Origin of the sequence: Corynebacterium capitovis DSM 44611 (genome assembly GCF_030440535.1) — a bacterium.
Classification (GTDB): Bacteria; Actinomycetota; Actinomycetes; order Mycobacteriales; family Mycobacteriaceae; genus Corynebacterium; species Corynebacterium capitovis.
In genome coordinates this window covers 1618320-1634933 of sequence record NZ_CP047117.1, presented here as the reverse complement: position 1 = coordinate 1634933, position 16614 = coordinate 1618320, and the positions used below count along the sequence as shown (strand labels likewise).

General features: G+C 66.0%; 17 protein-coding genes and 1 tRNA gene. 9 read left to right on the top strand and 9 right to left on the bottom strand.

Annotated elements, in window-relative coordinates:
* Window positions 1–93 precede the first annotated feature (93 nt).
* Window positions 94–1161: a LacI family DNA-binding transcriptional regulator gene (locus tag CAPI_RS08015; protein ID WP_156806944.1), complete on the top strand. Its 1068-nt coding sequence runs from the start codon at window positions 94–96 to the stop codon at window positions 1159–1161.
* Here CAPI_RS08015 and otsB read toward each other — a convergent pair.
* The 5 genes from otsB to thrE form a co-directional block, all read right to left on the bottom strand.
* Window positions 1118–1867, bottom strand: coding sequence for a trehalose-phosphatase (otsB, locus tag CAPI_RS08010; protein ID WP_018018125.1), 750 nt, complete (start codon window positions 1865–1867; stop codon window positions 1118–1120). The two genes, CAPI_RS08015 and otsB, sit on opposite strands and share 44 nt — an antisense overlap.
* Window positions 1864–2343 carry a hypothetical protein gene (locus tag CAPI_RS08005; protein WP_083893961.1) on the bottom strand — a complete coding sequence of 160 codons (480 nt, stop codon included), beginning with the start codon at window positions 2341–2343 and terminating at the stop codon, window positions 1864–1866. The genes otsB and CAPI_RS08005 overlap by 4 nt, the downstream gene beginning before the upstream one ends.
* Window positions 2322–3608 (bottom strand): alpha,alpha-trehalose-phosphate synthase (UDP-forming), encoded by a 1287-nt coding sequence (locus CAPI_RS08000; protein WP_018018123.1) that lies wholly within the window; start codon window positions 3606–3608, stop codon window positions 2322–2324. Before CAPI_RS08000 ends, CAPI_RS08005 begins: the two co-directional genes overlap by 22 nt.
* An 8-nt stretch (window positions 3609–3616) precedes the next feature.
* Entirely contained in the window at window positions 3617–4021 is a 405-nt protein-coding gene (locus CAPI_RS07995) for a hypothetical protein (protein WP_018018122.1), read from the bottom strand.
* Between the two features lie 64 nt (window positions 4022–4085).
* Window positions 4086–5606: a threonine/serine exporter ThrE gene (gene thrE, locus CAPI_RS07990; RefSeq protein WP_018018121.1), complete on the bottom strand. Its 1521-nt coding sequence runs from the start codon at window positions 5604–5606 to the stop codon at window positions 4086–4088.
* 69 nt (window positions 5607–5675) lie between these two features.
* Between thrE and CAPI_RS07985 the strand changes: the two genes are divergently transcribed.
* The 3 genes from CAPI_RS07985 to CAPI_RS07975 all read left to right on the top strand — a co-directional run bounded on the left by CAPI_RS07985 (window position 5676) and on the right by CAPI_RS07975 (window position 7999).
* Window positions 5676–5748 (top strand) — tRNA-Thr (locus CAPI_RS07985).
* Between the two features lie 163 nt (window positions 5749–5911).
* Complete coding sequence (locus CAPI_RS07980) at window positions 5912–6619, top strand: response regulator transcription factor (protein ID WP_018018120.1); 708 nt, start codon at window positions 5912–5914, stop codon at window positions 6617–6619.
* A gap of 9 nt (window positions 6620–6628) precedes the next feature.
* Window positions 6629–7999 (top strand): sensor histidine kinase, encoded by a 1371-nt coding sequence (locus CAPI_RS07975; RefSeq protein ID WP_018018119.1) that lies wholly within the window; start codon window positions 6629–6631, stop codon window positions 7997–7999.
* 68 nt (window positions 8000–8067) lie between these two features.
* Here CAPI_RS07975 and CAPI_RS07970 read toward each other — a convergent pair whose 3' ends face one another.
* The gene (locus CAPI_RS07970) at window positions 8068–8490 is read right to left on the bottom strand and encodes an HIT family protein (RefSeq protein ID WP_026157205.1); all 423 of its coding nucleotides are present in this window, start codon (window positions 8488–8490) and stop codon (window positions 8068–8070) included.
* A gap of 31 nt (window positions 8491–8521) precedes the next feature.
* Between CAPI_RS07970 and purD the strand changes: the two genes are divergently transcribed.
* Both purD and purB read left to right on the top strand, forming a co-directional pair.
* On the top strand, window positions 8522–9775 hold the full coding sequence (gene purD, locus CAPI_RS07965; protein ID WP_018018117.1) for a phosphoribosylamine--glycine ligase: 1254 nt from the start codon (window positions 8522–8524) through the stop codon (window positions 9773–9775).
* 33 nt (window positions 9776–9808) lie between these two features.
* The gene (gene purB / locus CAPI_RS07960) at window positions 9809–11248 is read left to right on the top strand and encodes an adenylosuccinate lyase (protein ID WP_026157204.1); all 1440 of its coding nucleotides are present in this window, start codon (window positions 9809–9811) and stop codon (window positions 11246–11248) included.
* On the opposite strand, the gene CAPI_RS07955 is transcribed toward purB, so the two are convergent.
* Window positions 11245–11922 carry a hypothetical protein gene (locus CAPI_RS07955; protein WP_018018115.1) on the bottom strand — a complete coding sequence of 226 codons (678 nt, stop codon included), beginning with the start codon at window positions 11920–11922 and terminating at the stop codon, window positions 11245–11247. The genes purB and CAPI_RS07955 overlap by 4 nt on opposite strands.
* A 77-nt stretch (window positions 11923–11999) precedes the next feature.
* Here CAPI_RS07955 and CAPI_RS07950 point away from each other — a divergent pair, with 77 nt between their 5' ends.
* Together CAPI_RS07950 and CAPI_RS07945 are read left to right on the top strand one after the other, a co-directional pair.
* Window positions 12000–12896 carry a phosphoribosylaminoimidazolesuccinocarboxamide synthase gene (locus CAPI_RS07950; protein WP_018018114.1) on the top strand — a complete coding sequence of 299 codons (897 nt, stop codon included), beginning with the start codon at window positions 12000–12002 and terminating at the stop codon, window positions 12894–12896.
* A 44-nt stretch (window positions 12897–12940) separates the two neighbouring features.
* Window positions 12941–15070: a S9 family peptidase gene (locus tag CAPI_RS07945; RefSeq protein WP_018018113.1), complete on the top strand. Its 2130-nt coding sequence runs from the start codon at window positions 12941–12943 to the stop codon at window positions 15068–15070.
* Here CAPI_RS07945 and CAPI_RS07940 read toward each other — a convergent pair.
* Window positions 15067–15555 (bottom strand): CinA family protein, encoded by a 489-nt coding sequence (locus tag CAPI_RS07940; RefSeq protein WP_018018112.1) that lies wholly within the window; start codon window positions 15553–15555, stop codon window positions 15067–15069. The two genes, CAPI_RS07945 and CAPI_RS07940, sit on opposite strands and share 4 nt — an antisense overlap.
* Window positions 15556–15573: 18 nt before the next feature.
* Window positions 15574–15756, bottom strand: coding sequence for a hypothetical protein (locus CAPI_RS07935; protein WP_018018111.1), 183 nt, complete (start codon window positions 15754–15756; stop codon window positions 15574–15576).
* A 124-nt stretch (window positions 15757–15880) separates the two neighbouring features.
* On the opposite strand from CAPI_RS07935, the gene CAPI_RS07930 reads away from it, so the two are divergent.
* The gene (locus CAPI_RS07930) at window positions 15881–16585 is read left to right on the top strand and encodes a DUF2334 domain-containing protein (RefSeq protein WP_018018110.1); all 705 of its coding nucleotides are present in this window, start codon (window positions 15881–15883) and stop codon (window positions 16583–16585) included.
* The last annotated feature ends 29 nt before the right edge of the window (window positions 16586–16614 follow it).

The following is a 16614-nucleotide window of genomic DNA, read 5'->3' as shown; positions in this document are numbered from 1 at the left end:
TACCATCGAACCACTATTAGAAACTGCTTTCAATTAGAGCCCAGCCAGCGCCCACTTCCGCAGGTGAGGTGTCTCACAGCTAGCATGCTAGGCATGGCACGACGCAAGGACCCACCGGCGCCCCCGCCCACGTTGGCTTCGGTGGCGGCGGTGTTGGGGGTCTCGCGCACGACGGTTTCCAATGCCTATAACCGGCCCGACCAATTGTCTGTTGAGCTGCGCGAGCGCATTCTCGCCGCCGCCAAGGAGATCGGTTACTCGGGGCCGAACCCGACCGCGCGCTCCTTGCGCACGTCGCGGGCCGGGGCCGTCGGCGTCATCTTGACAGAGGCGCTGTCCTACGCCTTCGAAGACCAGGCGTCTGTGGCGTTTCTCGCCGGGCTGAGCAAGCAAACCCGCTACTCGCTGACGCTCATCCCCGCCGCCGGTCACGAGGGAGACAACGACCTGGTCACCAGCGCGATTGTGGACGGCTTTGTGGTCTACTCCGTGCCGGGGGGCGACCCCCACCTCGCCGCGGCCCGCGCGCGTGGCCTTCCCCTTGTGGTGTGCGACCAGCCGACGGGGCTCCACGACGTGCCCTTCGTGGGCATTGACGACTTCCACGCCATCCAACCCACCGCCCGCGCATTGGTGGAGGCAGGCCACCGGCGCATCGGGATCCTGACAAAGCGCCTCTTCAGCGCCCCCCACAACGGATTCGTCCCCGAGAGCCGCGTTCCCGGCTCCGACATGCATGTTCAGCGCGCCCGCGTAAAGGGAGCGCTGGAGATCTTCCACGCAGCCGGCATCGCCGAGGTGCCCATAGTCAACCGTCACCTCAACGACCTCGCCTCCGCCGCCGACGGCGCCCGCGAGCTCATCGGCGCCCACCCGGAGCTCACCGCGGTGCTGTGCACGACGGACTCCATGGCCCTCGGCGTGTTCGACGCTTATGGTTCGCGCGTGCCAGCAGATCTCTCGGTCACGGGCTTCGACGGCATCGCCGCCGCCCGCCACCTCGGCCTGACCACAGTGGATCAACCCAACACGCGCAAGGGCAGCGAGGTCGGGGCCATGCTGAGCTCGCTTATCGACGCCACCGCGCCCGCCCCCCGCATCATCCTGGACACCGAGTTCATTCCGGGGCGTACCGTCGTCGCTCCCGCGCGAGGTCGCTGAGGAAGGCAGCCATGTCCTCGACCCTCGCCACGCGCAGGGGCGCGACGGTGGGCTTCGGCCCAACTTTGATCCCCACATCCCGCGGCCCCAGTGCGGAAAGCGCCGACTCGTCGGTCGTGTCGTCCCCGGCGAAGAGAGTGGCGTCGAAGCCCTGTTTGAAGCGCGCCAGCCAGCTGCCCTTGGTCACATCCACCGCCGAGAACTCAACGACGTTGCGCCCTTCCGTCACCGGGCGGCCCCCGGTATCAATCCGCGCCGCCCGCGCCAACAGTGCCTCGGCGGCGGCGCTATCCCGCTCCGCCAGGGGCGCGACGTGGAGGACGCGCTGGTACGGCTTGACCTCTACGTAGGCGGGCGGCTGCGCGAGTTCCTCCAGGACGTCCTGGATTCGGTCGAGGTAAGCGGTGTCGCCCTCGCTGAGGGTCACCGCACCCTGCGTTGGCTCGGCGCCGTGGGACCCGACCAGGACAACGGGATCGCCCAGCGGAAAGACCCGACGCAGCCCATCCAGGTGGCGCCCGGACAGCACCGCGACCGTCGTACTCGGTGTCTCGCTCAGCACCGTCAGTGCCCGCAGCGCCGTCGGGTGCGTCCGCACGGCGTAGGGATCGGTGGCAAGCTCGGCGAGCGTGCCGTCGAAGTCAAGGCAGACGAGGAGCGATTCCGCCGCCGCGAGCCTGCGCAGGGCGTCGTTCCTCGTTGTCACAGCGACATCACCCGCAGGGAAGGCCGGTTTATGTCATCCCCGACTTTGGTCAGGGTCGCCTCGGTATCCGACAACCGCACAACGTCGAACTCGCTGCCCTCGTTGAGCATCGCCACGAGCTCGTCGTGGACGTAGCGGGAACCGCCGGCGCAATCGCCCGGGTCCCCCGCGCTGACGTCGCTGAGCTGGAGGACGTCGTCGTGCGTCGCGACGTGGGCCGAGAGCGCCGTGCAGGCCGTGTGCGCTGTGAGAGTGTCCGCGTCGAACGCGAGGGCGGCCTTTCCCGCGGCGTCGGCGGGGAGCTCACCCGGCTGCACGGGGTCGGTGTGAATCGACACAATCTGCCACGTCGGCCCGGCCATACCGGCAACATCGCTATCGTCGTCGGCACCCCCGGAGCAGCCAGTCACACCCGCTAGCCCGAACGCGACGAGGGGAGCGATCCATCCCTTGCTTAGAGCTCGTCCAGAAAGCATGCTGCCCAGCGTGCCACATCGTGCTGGGCCACCCAGCGGTGCATGGCCCGCATCCGGGCCGGGTCGCCCGCAACCGCGTCGATAATTGCCTGCTCGATGGAGGAAACATCGAAGGGGTTGCATAGGTAAGCGTCGCGTAGTTCCGCGGCCGCCCCCGCGAATTCCGACAACACCAGAGCACCGTCGCCATCCGGGTGGCACGACACGTATTCCTTTGCCACTAGGTTCATCCCATCTTTGAACGGGGTGACCAGCATGACGTCGGCGGCCGTGTACAAGGCACCCAGGTCGCGCTTCGGCACGGCGCGGTGCAGGTAGTGCACCACCGGGCTCCCCACCCGCCCGAACCGGCCGTTGATCCTCCCGACAGCCTCTTCGACCTCGCGCCGCGTTTGCTTGTACTGGTCAATCCTCTCGCGCGAGGGAATGGCCAGTTGCACCACGGCGACGTCGCTAAGTAGGCCCTTCTCCAGTAGATTTTCCACCGCGAGGAGCCTGTGCAGGATCCCCTTGGTGTAGTCCAGCCGGTCCACCCCCAGCATCATCGTCACGGGGTTCCCCAGGGAGGCACGCAGCTTCTCGACGTCCCCCTGGCCGCCCCGGGGGATCGCCGCCGGGTCGATCGAGATGGGAAACGCCCCCGTCCGCGGCCCCGCGTCCCCCACCAGCGCGCGGTAGTTGCGCTCGTCCTCCGCGCGTTGAAAACCAACGAGGTCGGCACCCGCGAACCCCTCCATCACCTCGTTGCGCCACGGCAGTTGGCGGAACAGGTCAGGCGAGGGGAACGGGATGTGCAAGAAAAACCCGACGGTGAGGTCGGGTCGGAGGCGGCGAAGGATCCCGGGCACGAGCTGCAGCTGGTAGTCCTGCACCCACACCACGGCGTTTCGAGCCGCGGCCGCAGCCGTCGCGTGGGCGAAGCGCTCGTTGACATCCCGGTAGGCCTCCCACCAGAGGTTGTCATAGCGGGGGGCGACGATCAGGTCATGGTAGAGGGGCCACAGGGTCGAGTTGGCCATCCCCTCATAAAAGTTCTGGAAGTCGCATTCGTCGAGGTAGACCGGATGCAGGTCGATTCCCTCGGATGTGAAGGGCTCGATACGCGCACCCGCCTCACCCGGCCACCCCACCCAGCTTCCCGAACGAGCGCGCAGAACCGGGGCCAGCGCGGCGACGAGGCCACCGGGGGAGGTGCCCCAACCTGTATCCGTGCGGTCTACCGGCAATCGGTTTGCCACGACGACAAAGTCGCTAACCCCCGACACCGCTGTGCCTAGGCTTCCTCGGTGGAGGTGGTCTTCCTCGCGGTCTTGCGGACAGCCTTCGTGGCGGTCTTCTTCGCCGCCTTCTTGGTCGTCTTCTTCGCAGTGGACTTCGTGGTCGATTTTGCAGTCGACTTTGGAGTTGACTTGGTGGCCTTCTTGGTGGTCTTGCGCGTCGACTTCTTCGTCGTCTTCGTCGCGGCGGCCTTTTCCTCCGCCGCGGCCTCCTGTTCCTCTGCGTACTTCTTGTACACGAAGCCCGCGGGCTCAACACCGAGCATGGACATCAGCGTCACGCCGTCGAAGAAGTCCTCGGCGTAGGTTGCCACGATCCGCCGCGCTCCCGAGGCGGTCTGCTCCTCAACCGCGTGCACCGCTTCCGGGGACGGGCGGGAATCGGTGATCTTGGGTGGCACTGAGGCATCTCCTTCTCTAGGTGCTTCTAGGCAGACAGGGCGCAATTCTACGCCATTGGCCTCCCTATTGGCCCGCCGGGCCGGACCACCCGCGCACCGGGCCACCCACGCGCCGCGCGCGGCGTGAACGGGTGGCTTGTTCGGCGCGGCGGATCTGTTCAAAGGTCACCCGCCCGGCACGGCGGAAGGCGGTGTAGGGGTTGAAGGTCTGCGGGCGGCGCAGTCGCCGAGCCACCCATTCGCCGAAGACGACCCCGCCGGCGAGCCCAAGGCAGGTGCCGACGGCCAACGACAGATTGGTCATGCCCACCACCATCTGTTCATTGATGATGGCGTACATGCCCCGGTAGATGCCGGACCCAGGCAAGAACGGGGTGACGCCCGCGACCGCGGTGATGACCGGGTTGATGGAGTAGCGGCGGGCGATCAAGCCTCCCGCGAGGCCGACGATTGTCGCGCACGCTGCCGTCGCCAAGAGCCGGCCCGTGCCGAGCGGGAGGAGGAAGACGTAATACATGGACGACCCGGCGAGCGCGGTCGCCGCTGAGACGAACACCGCGGGGAGCTCGGCGAAGCAGGTCACGGCGAACGCAGCGGATGCGACCGTCCCGCCCACGACGCGGACGAGGGCCGAACTGTACGTCGGTGCGGCGGGCATGGTTTCCAGGGGTGGCAACCCCGCCCCGAAAAACTCTGAGACGCTAATTCCCGTTGCCACCCCGGAGACGATGCCTCCGGTAAACAGCAGCGTTTGGAAGAAGCGGGCGGAGGCGGTTACCGGGGAGCCCGTGATGCCGTCGAGAAGCGACTGCACCAAGGTCAATCCCGCCAAAAGGACGACGATGCCGGTGGCGATGACCTGGCTCGGCGTGATGCGCAGCCCCAGGTCGGTGGAGAAGTGATAAAACAGCGTCGCCGGGACCGTCGCCAGAAAACCGCCGATCACGCAGTGGAAGAAGTACGGCAGGTCGTTGCGGGAGAGCACCTTGTTGATGCCCATGATGATAAAGGCCGTCAGCCCACCGAGGGCCGACATGAAGATGCCGCCGCCCAACAAAATGGCCACCGCCGCGCCCATCACCGTCCACCCGGCCATGAAACGCAGGTTCCGGTGGGGGATGCGTTCGCGCTCGATGGTGTCCAGGATGTGCTCGGCTCTCTCCGGGGGAGTGGCGCCCGAGCGGATGGAGCGGATGAGCCTGTCGACTTCCTGGAGCTTGTGGTAGTTCTCCGAGAAATCGTCGACCACGCGGAACACATTGACGGGCTGGCGCCGCTCGATACCGATGATCGTGTGGATCGTCATCGTGTTGACCGTGATGTCAATGTGGCAATAGTGGAGCCCGTACGACGAGGTCACGGTGTGGATCTGGGCCCGCGCATCGGAGCTCGTGGTCCCGTTCGTGATGAGAATCGAACCAATTCGCGCAGCAATGTTCATCACCGCGGCGACCTGGGCGGCATCGGTGAGGTCAATGGGCGCCAACACGGACGGCGGCGGGGAGGTGCGTACCTCGTCGATCGTCGCGACGCCGTGTGCGGTGTTCCGGAACAAACTACGCAGAGCGCTCAACCGCTGTGTCACACCGCACACACTAATGACCCCGAGCGATTGGCGGCGAGCCGGGGGTGCATGTGTAGAATCTGGCCTACTGCTGGAGTGGCGCAATCGGTAGCGCAACGCACTTGTAATGCGTAGGTTGCGAGTTCAAGTCTCGTCTCCAGCTCTCTTTATGATGGGGCACAATCGCCGGGGTCCTCAACGCGTCGCCGGAAAAGTCGTGGAACACCCGTCCAAAAACGGGGACGCACCTTGCAGCGGGCGCACAGGTACTCGCCAGGGTCGTGGAGTTAACTGTCAAGAGATGATTCTTGAGAAGGAGAACCCACATGGCTGAGAGCAACCAGGGCGTCAAGGTGCTCGTCGTCGATGACGAGCCAAATATCGTTGAACTGCTAACCGTTTCGTTGAAGTTCCAAGGCTTCGACGTTGAAAGCGCCGGATCCGGCCAGGATGCGCTGAAACTGGCCCGGGAGTTCCGCCCGAGCGCCTACATTCTCGACGTCATGATGCCGGGCATGGATGGCTTCGAGCTGCTGGCCAAACTGCGCGGGGAGGGGTTGGACGGGCCCGTCCTCTTCCTCACGGCGAAGGATGCCGTAGAAGACCGCATCCACGGCCTCACCATCGGTGCTGATGACTACGTGACTAAGCCGTTCTCGCTGGAAGAGGTCATCACTCGCCTGCGTGTCATCCTGCGCCGCGGCAACATCACCGACGATTCTGGCGAGGATGCCACGCTGCGTTACGCGGACCTCACGCTGAACGACGACACGCACGAGGTGACCAAGGCGGACGAGATCATCGATCTGTCGCCCACTGAATTCAACCTGCTGCGCTACCTCATGCTCAACGCCGAGGTGGTGCTGTCCAAGGCGAAGATCCTGGACAACGTGTGGCACTACGACTTTGGCGGCGACGGCAACGTCGTCGAGTCCTACATCTCCTACTTGCGTCGGAAGGTGGACACCGGCGACGTTCCCCTAATTCACACCGTGCGTGGCGTTGGTTACGTGCTGCGTACGCCACGTCAGTAGCGCCCCCGCATGTTTACGCGCATTCCGCCGGTTAAGGCGGCGGATCGCTTGCCCCTGCAGAAAAGCCTGCTCGGTGTCGTTCTCATCGTGTCCCTGCTGGGATTGGCGCTGAGCTTCGCCTCCGTCTACGTCTTGATGCGCGGGCTGCTGTACCAGCGTGCCGACGAACAGCTGCGGGAGGGGCTCGGGTCCTGGGCGGGTCAGGCCGCACCCTGGCCGACGACGGGAGCGCCCAGCGAGTTCACGCAGGCGATCTACCTGCCCCAGTGGGACCAGCTCATCGGTTCTACCGCTGATACGCAACCCGACTACAGCCAGATCACCGGCACCGACCCGCAAACGATTACGTCGACGAGCTCCGACCCGGTGCACTACTATCGCGCGATGGCCCGCACTAATGCGGACGGGTCCGTGCAGTTCGTCGCGAAATCCCTGGATTCGGAGCGCCGCATCCTCACCTCCCTGGCCATCACCGAGACAGCGACCGGGTTGCTCGTGCTCGTCTTCATCGGTTTCGCCGGGAACTGGTCGGTGCGCCGGGCGCTGACGCCGCTGCGCGAGGTGGAGAACACGGCGCTCGCAATTGCCGACGGCGACATGTCCCGCCGAGTCCCCGCCTGGCCGCGGGAGACCGAGGTGGGCAAGCTCTCCTACGCGGTGAACACCATGGTCTCTCAACTGCAGGAATCCGTGGAGGAGTCCCGGGCGAAGGAAGAGCAAATGCGGCGTTTTGTGGGCGACGCGTCGCATGAGCTGCGCACCCCCCTGACGAGCATTCGTGGCTACGCCGAGCTCTACCACTCCGGGATGGCCGCGGACGCCGACATGGTGTTGGACAAAATCGACCAAGAATCAGGAAGGATGAAACTGCTGGTCGAAGACCTCTTAGCGCTGACCCGGGCAGAGGGAACCACGTTAAATCGGCGCGACGTGGACATGCTGGAGCTGTGCAGCTCTGCTGCGGATTCCGCCCGGGCCGCGTTTCCGGGCCGCGTCATCTCCGTCTCGAACGAGACCTGGGCCGTTCCCACAGTAAAGGGCGACCCAGACCGGCTGCACCAGGTCGTGCTGAACCTCATCGTCAACGCGTTCAAGCACGCCGGCGCCGAGGCGGAGGTGACGGTTACGTTGCGCGAAAACCTTGACAAGGTGTTTATCGATGTCGCCGACAACGGCTGCGGAATGAAAAAGAAAGACGCCGAGCACATCTTCGAACGCTTCTACCGCGCCGACGCGTCCCGCAACCGCGCCAGCGGCGGGGGCTCGGGCCTGGGCCTAGCCATTACGAAGTCGCTCGTGGAGCAGCACGGCGGCGCGATCTCCGTAGCCACGGCGCCAGGGGAAGGCTCCACGTTCACGATTTCGCTGCCCGTGGCGTGACGTCCTTTCCGCCCGAACTCGGATGCCTGCGCCCGCCGGGGTGAGGGAACGCTCCGGGCAGCGCGGGACTAGCGCCGCCCGGCCTCGTCCGTGCCCAATTTCCTGCGCAGCAGCTCGGCGGCCTCGTCCATCTTGGCCGCGTCCGTCTGGTCCGCGCGGGTGACATTAGCCAGGTTGTACCCGGACATGTCGTTGGCGGGGAAGACGTGAATGTGGGCGTGGGGTACTTCGAAGCCCGCGATGAGGTAACCGGCCCGCTGCGCCTGGAAAACGTCGATAATCGCGTGCCCAATTTCCTGGGCGAGGGAGTTCATGTGCGTCCACAGCGCGGGTGAGAGGTCCGTCCACTTATCCACCTCCTCGACAGGCACGATAAGGGTATGGCCGTAGGCGATCGGCTCGATGGAGAGGAAGGCGGCCACGGTCTCGTCGCGGTAGACGAAGCGCCCCGGGAGCTCGCCCTCGAGGATCCTGGTGAATACGGTGCTCATACGCCCCCAGGCTACCGGTAAGTTTGGGGCCATGCGCATCCTTGTCATCGGCTCGGGCGGCCGTGAACATGCCCTGGTGAAAGGTCTGGCCGGCAACGAGGTGCATGTCGCGCCGGGCAACGCCGGAATGGACGGGTTGGCACAAAGGCACCCTGTTGAGGTGGGCTCGCCAGAGTCGATCGTCTCGCTGGCCCGCGAGATAGGCGTGGAGCTCGTCGTCATCGGCCCCGAAGTTCCCCTCGTCGCGGGTGCTACGGATGCGCTGCGTGAGGAAGGCATTCCGGTCTTCGGCCCGTCGCGGGCGGCGGCCGCGCTTGAGGGCTCAAAGGCCTTCGCGAAGGAAATTATGGCGGCCGCGGGCGTGCGCACGGCGTCGTCGACGAGCGTGCGCACCGCCGAGGAGATCGACGCCGCGCTTGACCAGTACGGCCCGGCCTTTGTGGTCAAGGACGATGGATTGGCCGGTGGGAAGGGCGTGGTGGTCACCCGGGACCGCTCGGAAGCCGAGGCCCACGCCCGGGCCGTCATCGCCGCCGGCAATCCCGTGCTCTTCGAGTCCTTCCTCGAAGGCCCCGAAGTTTCGCTTTTCTGCCTCGTGGACGGGGCGACGGTCGTGCCGCTTCTGCCTGCCCAGGACCACAAGCGTGCCTATGACGACGATGCCGGCCCCAACACGGGGGGCATGGGCGCCTACACTCCGCTGCCGTGGTTGCCGGAGGGCGCCGTCGAGCGCATGGTCGAGGAGATCGTCGAACCGGTGGCCCGCGAGATGGTCGCCCGTGGCATCCCCTACCAGGGGCTGCTCTATCTCGGTGCCGCGTGGGGCCCCGAGGGCCCCGCTGTTGTGGAGTTCAACGCCCGCTTCGGGGACCCAGAGACCCAGCCCGTACTGTCGCTGCTCGCATCCCCGCTTGTCGACGCCTTATCAGCCGTGGCCTCCGGCACCCTGTCCCAGCTCCCGCCCCTGAAATGGGAAGAGGGTTACGCGGCCACCGTTGTCATCGCCGCCGAGGGCTACCCGACGGCACCCCGTACGGGTGACGCGATCGCAGGGGAGAACCTCGCAGACCCGAACAGGGTTCTCCACGCCGGCACGGACACGAAAGACGGTGTCCTTGTCTCCTCCGGCGGGCGCGTGCTCAACGTCCTAGGGAAGGGTGCCACACTGGCGGAAGCTACCGCCAACGCCTACGCCGAAGCCGAAAAGATCACCCTTCAGGGGTCGTTCTACCGCCGGGATATCGCGAGGAAGGCCATTGAGGGGCTGATTCAACCGGTGCGTTAACTATCGCCCGCGCGTGCGACCCAGCGTGCGATAATGAGCGGCGTGGCCGCGAAACCGATGAACGCTAACGTCCTGTCCAACCGCTACGCTTCGCCCGAGATGGCAACGCTGTGGAGCCCAGAGAACAAGGTCCGTGTGGAGCGCCAGCTCTGGATCGCCGTCATGAAGGCCCAGCAGGGTTTGGGCGTGGACATTCCGGGCGAGGCCATTGCCGCCTACGAATCGGTCGTCGGGCAGGTCGACTTGTCCAGTATCGCCGAGCGCGAAAAGGTCACCCGCCACGACGTGAAGGCGCGCATCGAGGAGTTCAACGCGCTGGCGGGGTACGAGCATATCCACAAAGGGATGACCAGCCGTGACCTGACGGAAAACGTCGAGCAGCTGCAGATCGTCCGCGCCCTCGAGCTAACGCGCGACAAGGCGATCGCCCTGCTCAAGGCGGTGGGCAACCGGGCGGGGGAGTACCGCTCGCTGGTCATGGCGGGCCGCTCCCACAACGTGGCCGCGCAGGCGACGACGCTGGGCAAGCGGTTTGCGTCCGCGGCGGAGGAGATTCTCGTCGCCCTCGAGCGCATCGAAAACCTCCTCGGCCGGTACCCCCTGCGCGGCATCAAGGGCCCGATGGGCACCGCCCAGGACATGCTCGACCTCCTGGGTGGCGACGAGTCGAAGCTCGCCCAGCTAGAAACCCTCATATCGCAGCACCTTGGCTTTTCCCGCACCTTCGACTCCGTCGGGCAGGTCTACCCGCGCAGCCTCGACTTCGACGCGCTCTCCGCCCTAGTCCAGCTGGGTGCCGGGCCGTCCTCGCTGGCCACGACGATCCGCCTCATGGCCGGCAACGAGACAGTGACGGAGGGCTTCAAGGAGGGGCAGGTCGGCTCCTCCGCCATGCCCCACAAGATGAACGCGCGTTCGTGCGAGCGCGTCGGCGGGCTACAAGTTATCCTCCGCGGTTACCTCACCATGGTCGCCGACCTCGCCGGACAGCAGTGGAACGAGGGAGACGTGTTCTGCTCGGTGGTGCGCCGCGTGGCCCTGCCGGATGCTTTCTTCGCCATCGACGGGCAGCTGGAGACCTTCCTCACCGTCCTGCACGAGTTCGGCGCCTTCCCTGCGATGATCAACCGGGAGCTCGACCGCTACCTGCCTTTCCTGGCAACAACCCGCATCCTCATGGCGGCCGTGCGCGCCGGGGTGGGCCGCGAAACCGCCCACGAGGTGATCAAGGAACACGCGGTGTCCATGGCGCTGGACATGCGCGAAATGGGAGCTGCGCAGAACCTCATCGAGCGACTCGCCGCCGACGAGCGCCTCCCGCTCGACAGCGCCGCTCTCAACGCCGCGCTCGCCGACCGCCACGCCTTCATCGGCGCAGCTGAGTCCCAGGTCGACCGCGTTCTCGCCCGCATCCAGCAGCTTGTCGACGCCCACCCCGGCGCCGCCTCGTACACACCGGGCGACATCCTCTAGGACGCCCTCCACGTGAGGGTCTGCGCGGGCAGATCGGTGCTGTGGGGGCTTGGCGTCGTGCTGAGGCGTACCGCCGTGCCCACGATTCCCGGGTCGTGCTCGCCGCGCCAGGTGACCACGGCGGTGGTGTACTCGTGCCCGGTGCGGATGTCCCCGGTGTAGGACGGGGGCTCATTATCGGTGTCGAGCCCGCAGTAGCGCGCGTCGCCCGCGTCCACGTAGTTGGCATTCTGGCCGGAGGCGTCGACAGGGGAGAGCTGTGGCATGTCCACGGTGACGTCGGCCCCGCCGTCCTGCGGACCACCGGCCACCGCAGTGAGCGTCACGGTGAAACAGGAATAGCTCTTGACTGGATCGGGGTCGTAGCCCGGTGCGAGGTCGATCGAGGGCGGGTCCTGCCCGACGTTGACCTCCACCTCCTGCGGGGTCAGTGTCGTGGGGGCGTTCACGCTCACGTCCCAGTAAACGGGGACTCCGGTATCGAAGCTGGTCGTTACCACGCGCGCCGTCTGCCCGAATGCGAGCTCAGTGCCATCGGCGGTCGCCTCCTGGGCGGCCTCGGCCGGGTCCCCGAGATTGTGCCCAGCTGAGGAGCAGCCGGTGAGGGACAAGCCGGCAAGGCTGAACGCCGCTGCGAGGACGAAGGCGGGCCGGGGCCGTCGGGGTGAAACCATGGGCGTTACTTTAGCCGTCGTGAAGCGGGAAGCTGGGACCTCGGGCCTGCGATGAGGCCGGGTATAGACTGAAGCGCATGCGCCCAGAGCTTTCTGACTATCGGCACCTCTCAGGTGGCAAGGTCCGCGAAATCTACGAGGTTGATTCAAAGCATCTTCTGATGGTGGTCAGCGACCGTATCTCCGCATTTGATTTTGTCCTCGAGCCAGAAATTCCAGATAAGGGTCGCGTGCTGACCGCCACCTCCATGTTTTTCTTCGACCTGCTGGACGGCGTCCCCAATCACCTCGCGGGCCCGATCGACGACGAGCGGATCCCCGAGGAAGTCCTCGGCCGGGCACTGGTGGTCAAGCGCCTCGAGATGATCCCCTTCGAATGCGTCGCCCGCGGCTACCTCACGGGCTCGGGCAAGAAGGAATACGACGCCGTGGGTAGCGTGTGCGGGATCCCGCTGCCGGAGGGACTGGTGGAGGCGTCCAAGCTACCCGCGCCAATTTTCACGCCGGCGACCAAAGCGGAGCTCGGTGACCATGATGAAAACGTCACCTTCGGCGCCGTCGCGCACTCCGTGGGCAGCGACCTCGCGCACCGCCTGAAGGAGGCGACGCTGGACATCTACACCCGCGCCGCAGATTATGCCGAGACGAAGGGCATTCTCCTCGCCGACACCAAGTTCGAGTTCGGCCTCGATTCCAGCGGCGATCTCGTGCTTGCCGACGAAGTCCTCACCCCGGACTCCTCCCGCTACTGGCCCGCCGACTCCTACACGGAGGGCAGGGTCCAGCCCAGCTTCGACAAGCAGTACGTGCGCAACTGGCTCACTGGGCCGCGCTCCGGGTGGTCGCCGGAGTCCAACGTCGAACCGCCGGAGTTGCCGGGGTCGGTGGTCGAGGCGACCCGCGACCGCTACGTGGAAGCCTACGAGCGCCTGAGCGGGAAGAAGTTCGGCGACTGGCCGGGTGTCATGGCCTAAACGCTAAATGACTGTCATTTTCGACTGGCGTACACTCGTCGGTCATGACTAAACAGACCGGCATTGAACCCCCTCGGGCCGCGAAACACCCGGTGGTGCGGGCATTCCACGGCCGCACCTTCACCGACGACTACGAGTGGCTGCGGGACAAAGACGCCCCCGAGACAATCGCGTACTTGGAGGCGGAAAACGCGTACACACAGGCGCGGACCGAGCACCTGAGCGACCTGTCCGACGCGGTCTTCGGCGAGATCACATCCCGCGTTAAGGAAACGGACATGTCCGTCCCCCAGCGCCACGGCGAGTGGTGGTACTACGGCCGCACCATCGAGGGGAAAGAGTACGGGCTGAGCTGCCGCGTGCCCGCCGATCCCGCGGACCCCTGGACCCCTCCGGTGGTTCCCGAGGACGGTACGGCGCTGCCCGAGGAGCAGATTCTTCTCGACGCCAACGAGCTCGCCGAGGGGTGCGAGTTCTTCTCCCTTGGGGCGTCGAGCGTGACCACCTCGGGACGGTTGTTGGCGTATTCGACCGACACGCAGGGTGACGAACGCTTCTCGCTGCGGATCAAAGATCTCGACACGGGGGAGCTCCTCCCCGACCAGCTGGACGACGTCTTCTACGGTGCGACGTGGGCGGGGGAGGACTACGTGTTCTACGTTCGCGTCGACGAGGCGTGGCGGGCGTACCAGGTCTGGCGTCACCGCGTCGGCACCCCGGCGGTTGACGACGTGCTGGTCTACGAAGAGACAGATGAGCACTTCAATGTCGCCATCGGCTCGGACCGAGCGGAGAAGTACCTCTACATCGCCTCGTCTTCCAAGCTGACGAGCGAATGGAGGGTAGCGCCCCTCGGTGACCCCACCGCCGAGTTCACCGTTCTCTGGGAGCGGGAGCAGGGCGTGGAGTACGACGTCGAGTATGCCGAGGTGGGGGCAACCGGGCAGTGGCTGGTCACGCACAACGCGACGGGGCCGAACTTTGAGGTGGGCAGGTGTGACGTCGACAAGCTCGTGCCCCTGCGGGACCTTGAGGTCCTCGTCGCCCACGATTACGCCGTGCGCATCGAGGGCGTTGACTCCTACCGCGACTTCGTCTTCTGCGCCTACCGCTCGGAAGCCATTCCGCGGCTCTCAGTGGCCTCGCTTGCCGACGGGTCCTTCGGGCCGTGGCGGGAGCTCGAGTTCGCCGAAGAGCTGTACTCGGTCAGTCTGGGCGGGAACCCGGAATGGGATGCCCCGGTGGTGCGCGTGTCCTACACCTCCTACATCCACCCGGCTCAGCTGTTCGACTTCGAGGTGGCGACTGCAAAGCTCACATTGCTCAAGGAGCAAGAGGTGCAGGGCGGGTATGACCCAGCCGAGTACACCGCCACGCGGATGTGGGCCACCGCGCCAGACGGGACCCAGGTGCCCATGTCGGTTGTGCACCGCGCCGACCTTGACATCACGGACATCACGCGGCCGAAACCCGCGCTGCTCTACGGCTACGGGTCCTACGAAATGTCCATGGATCCCGGCTTCTCGGTCTCCCGGCTCAGCCTGCTGGACCGCGGCATGGTGTGGGTGTGCGCCCACGTGCGTGGCGGGGGAGAGATGGGCCGGCAGTGGTACGACCACGGCAAGGGGCTGCACAAGGTCAACACGTTTACTGACTTCATCGCCTGTGCCGACGCGCTGTTTGAGGCGGGCCTGACAACACCCGAGCAGCTCGTCGCCGAGGGTGGCTCCGCAGGCGGACTGCTCATGGGGGCGGTGGCGAACATGGCACCGGAGAAGTTCGCCGGAATAGAGGCTGTGGTTCCCTTCGTCGACCCCCTGACATCCGTCCTCATGCCGGAGCTTCCGCTGACCGTCACGGAGTGGGAGGAATGGGGCGACCCGTACCACGACCCCGAGGTGTACGACTACATGGCGGGCTACGCCCCCTACGACAACGTCTCGGCCCAGAAATACCCCGACATCTTGGCCGTGACCAGCCTCAATGACACCCGCGTGCTGTACGTGGAGCCCGCGAAGTGGGTGGCCAAGCTCCGCGAGATGGCCACCGGTGGCGAGATTCTTCTCAAGACCGAGATGCAGGCCGGCCACGGTGGTGTGTCCGGCCGCTATGCCAGCTGGAGGCAAACCGCCTTCGAGTATGCCTGGTTGCTGGCGAAAAGCGGCGCCGCCTAGCGGGTGCGGACCTCGCGTTCGAGGCGCTCGGCCAGCATGGTCAAGCCCGCGACGCGAGTCTGTTCGACGACCTCCTCGGGCTCGCCGTCGAAGTCGTATTTCACGGCCTCAACGTCGCCACGGAAGTAGACCGCAATCCACACGGTCCCCGGGGGATGCCCTTCCTGGGGGTCGGGTCCGCCGGAGCCGGTGACCGCCACGGAGGCGTCGGCGCCTAGCAGGTGAGCGACCCCCGCGGCCATGGCGGTTGCCGCCTCCTCGGTGATGACGGGGTGGCCTTCCGGCACGCCGAGCACGTCGTACTTCACCCGGGATTCGTAGGCGACAACCCCGCCTGCGAACCACTCAGCTGAGAAGGGCGCGGCACCTAAAGCGCTGCAGATGGAGCCGCCGGTTAAGGATTCCGCGGCGGCAAGATGCCAGCCGCAGTCCAAGGCGGCGCGTCCGGCGCGAACCGACAGGTCGTCGGCATCTGGTGAGGGCATGTAGTACCTCCGGTGGGACTAGTAGTTTGCAGGAGCGTCCGAGGCCGGGAAGGACTCGTCGCCCTGCTCGTCCGCGAGGTCTTCGTCGCTTAGCGGCTGGTCCTTATCGCCGGGGGTCGGGTTATCCGCGCCTGCGGCCGCCGTGCCGTCGGTGATCTTCTCGTCGTTGCTTTCGCGGGAGTTTTCCTCGTTGCGAGCCATTGTGATCTCCTCCTAGAACAAATAAGTGATCGTGTATCGTTCCTCAATCGTACACGCCGGCCCCGGCACCTGGCCCCCGTTTTCCACCCAGCGGGGGGCCGGCCCCTGTGGGATAATCCGGGGTATGCCCGGCTTGGTCCTCGTCTCCATCTCATCGATCTTTAGCCAGACGCTTGACGACGTCACCGCGCTGATCACGGACCTCGACGGCGAGCACATTCCCGTTTCCCTCTTGATCGCGCCGCACATCGACAAAAAGTGGCACCTCGCCAAGGATGCGAAGACACGGGAGTGGTTCCGCGCCCAGGACGAGGCAGGCAGGCCGCTCATTCTCAACGGTTTCGATCAGCCTGCGCAGGGGCGTCGCGCCGAGTTCGCCACGCTGGGGGAGCACGAGGCGCGCCTGCGCCTCAGAGGGGCCACGCGCCAGATGGCGTCGCTCGGCTTCGAGCCTCGGATCTTCGCTCCACCGCGGTGGCGCCTGTCCGAGGGCACCCTCGCGGTCGTCCCCGAGTTCGGCTTCGAGCTCGTCGCCTCTACTCGCGGTCTCCATGTGGTGGGGTCGGGGGAGTTCCACCAGTGCCGCAACCTCTCCTTCGGCGAGGGGTTTGGTGCGGCCCGGTGGTGGCGCAGCGCCATCATCCGCGCCGCGGAGCGGGGAGCGGAAAAGGGAAATACGATCCGGCTGTCGGTGTCGGGGCGAGAGCTGGCCGATAATAAGGTGCGCCGCGATTTCCTGCGCGCCGCGGCCGGAGCGTTGTCCACAGGCGCACGGCCGACGGATTACGAGGCGTTTCTCCCGTCCTCGCGCGCTTCCGTCGACGCCTAGGGCCGCTTTCTCGCTCGCCGGAGCCGTCG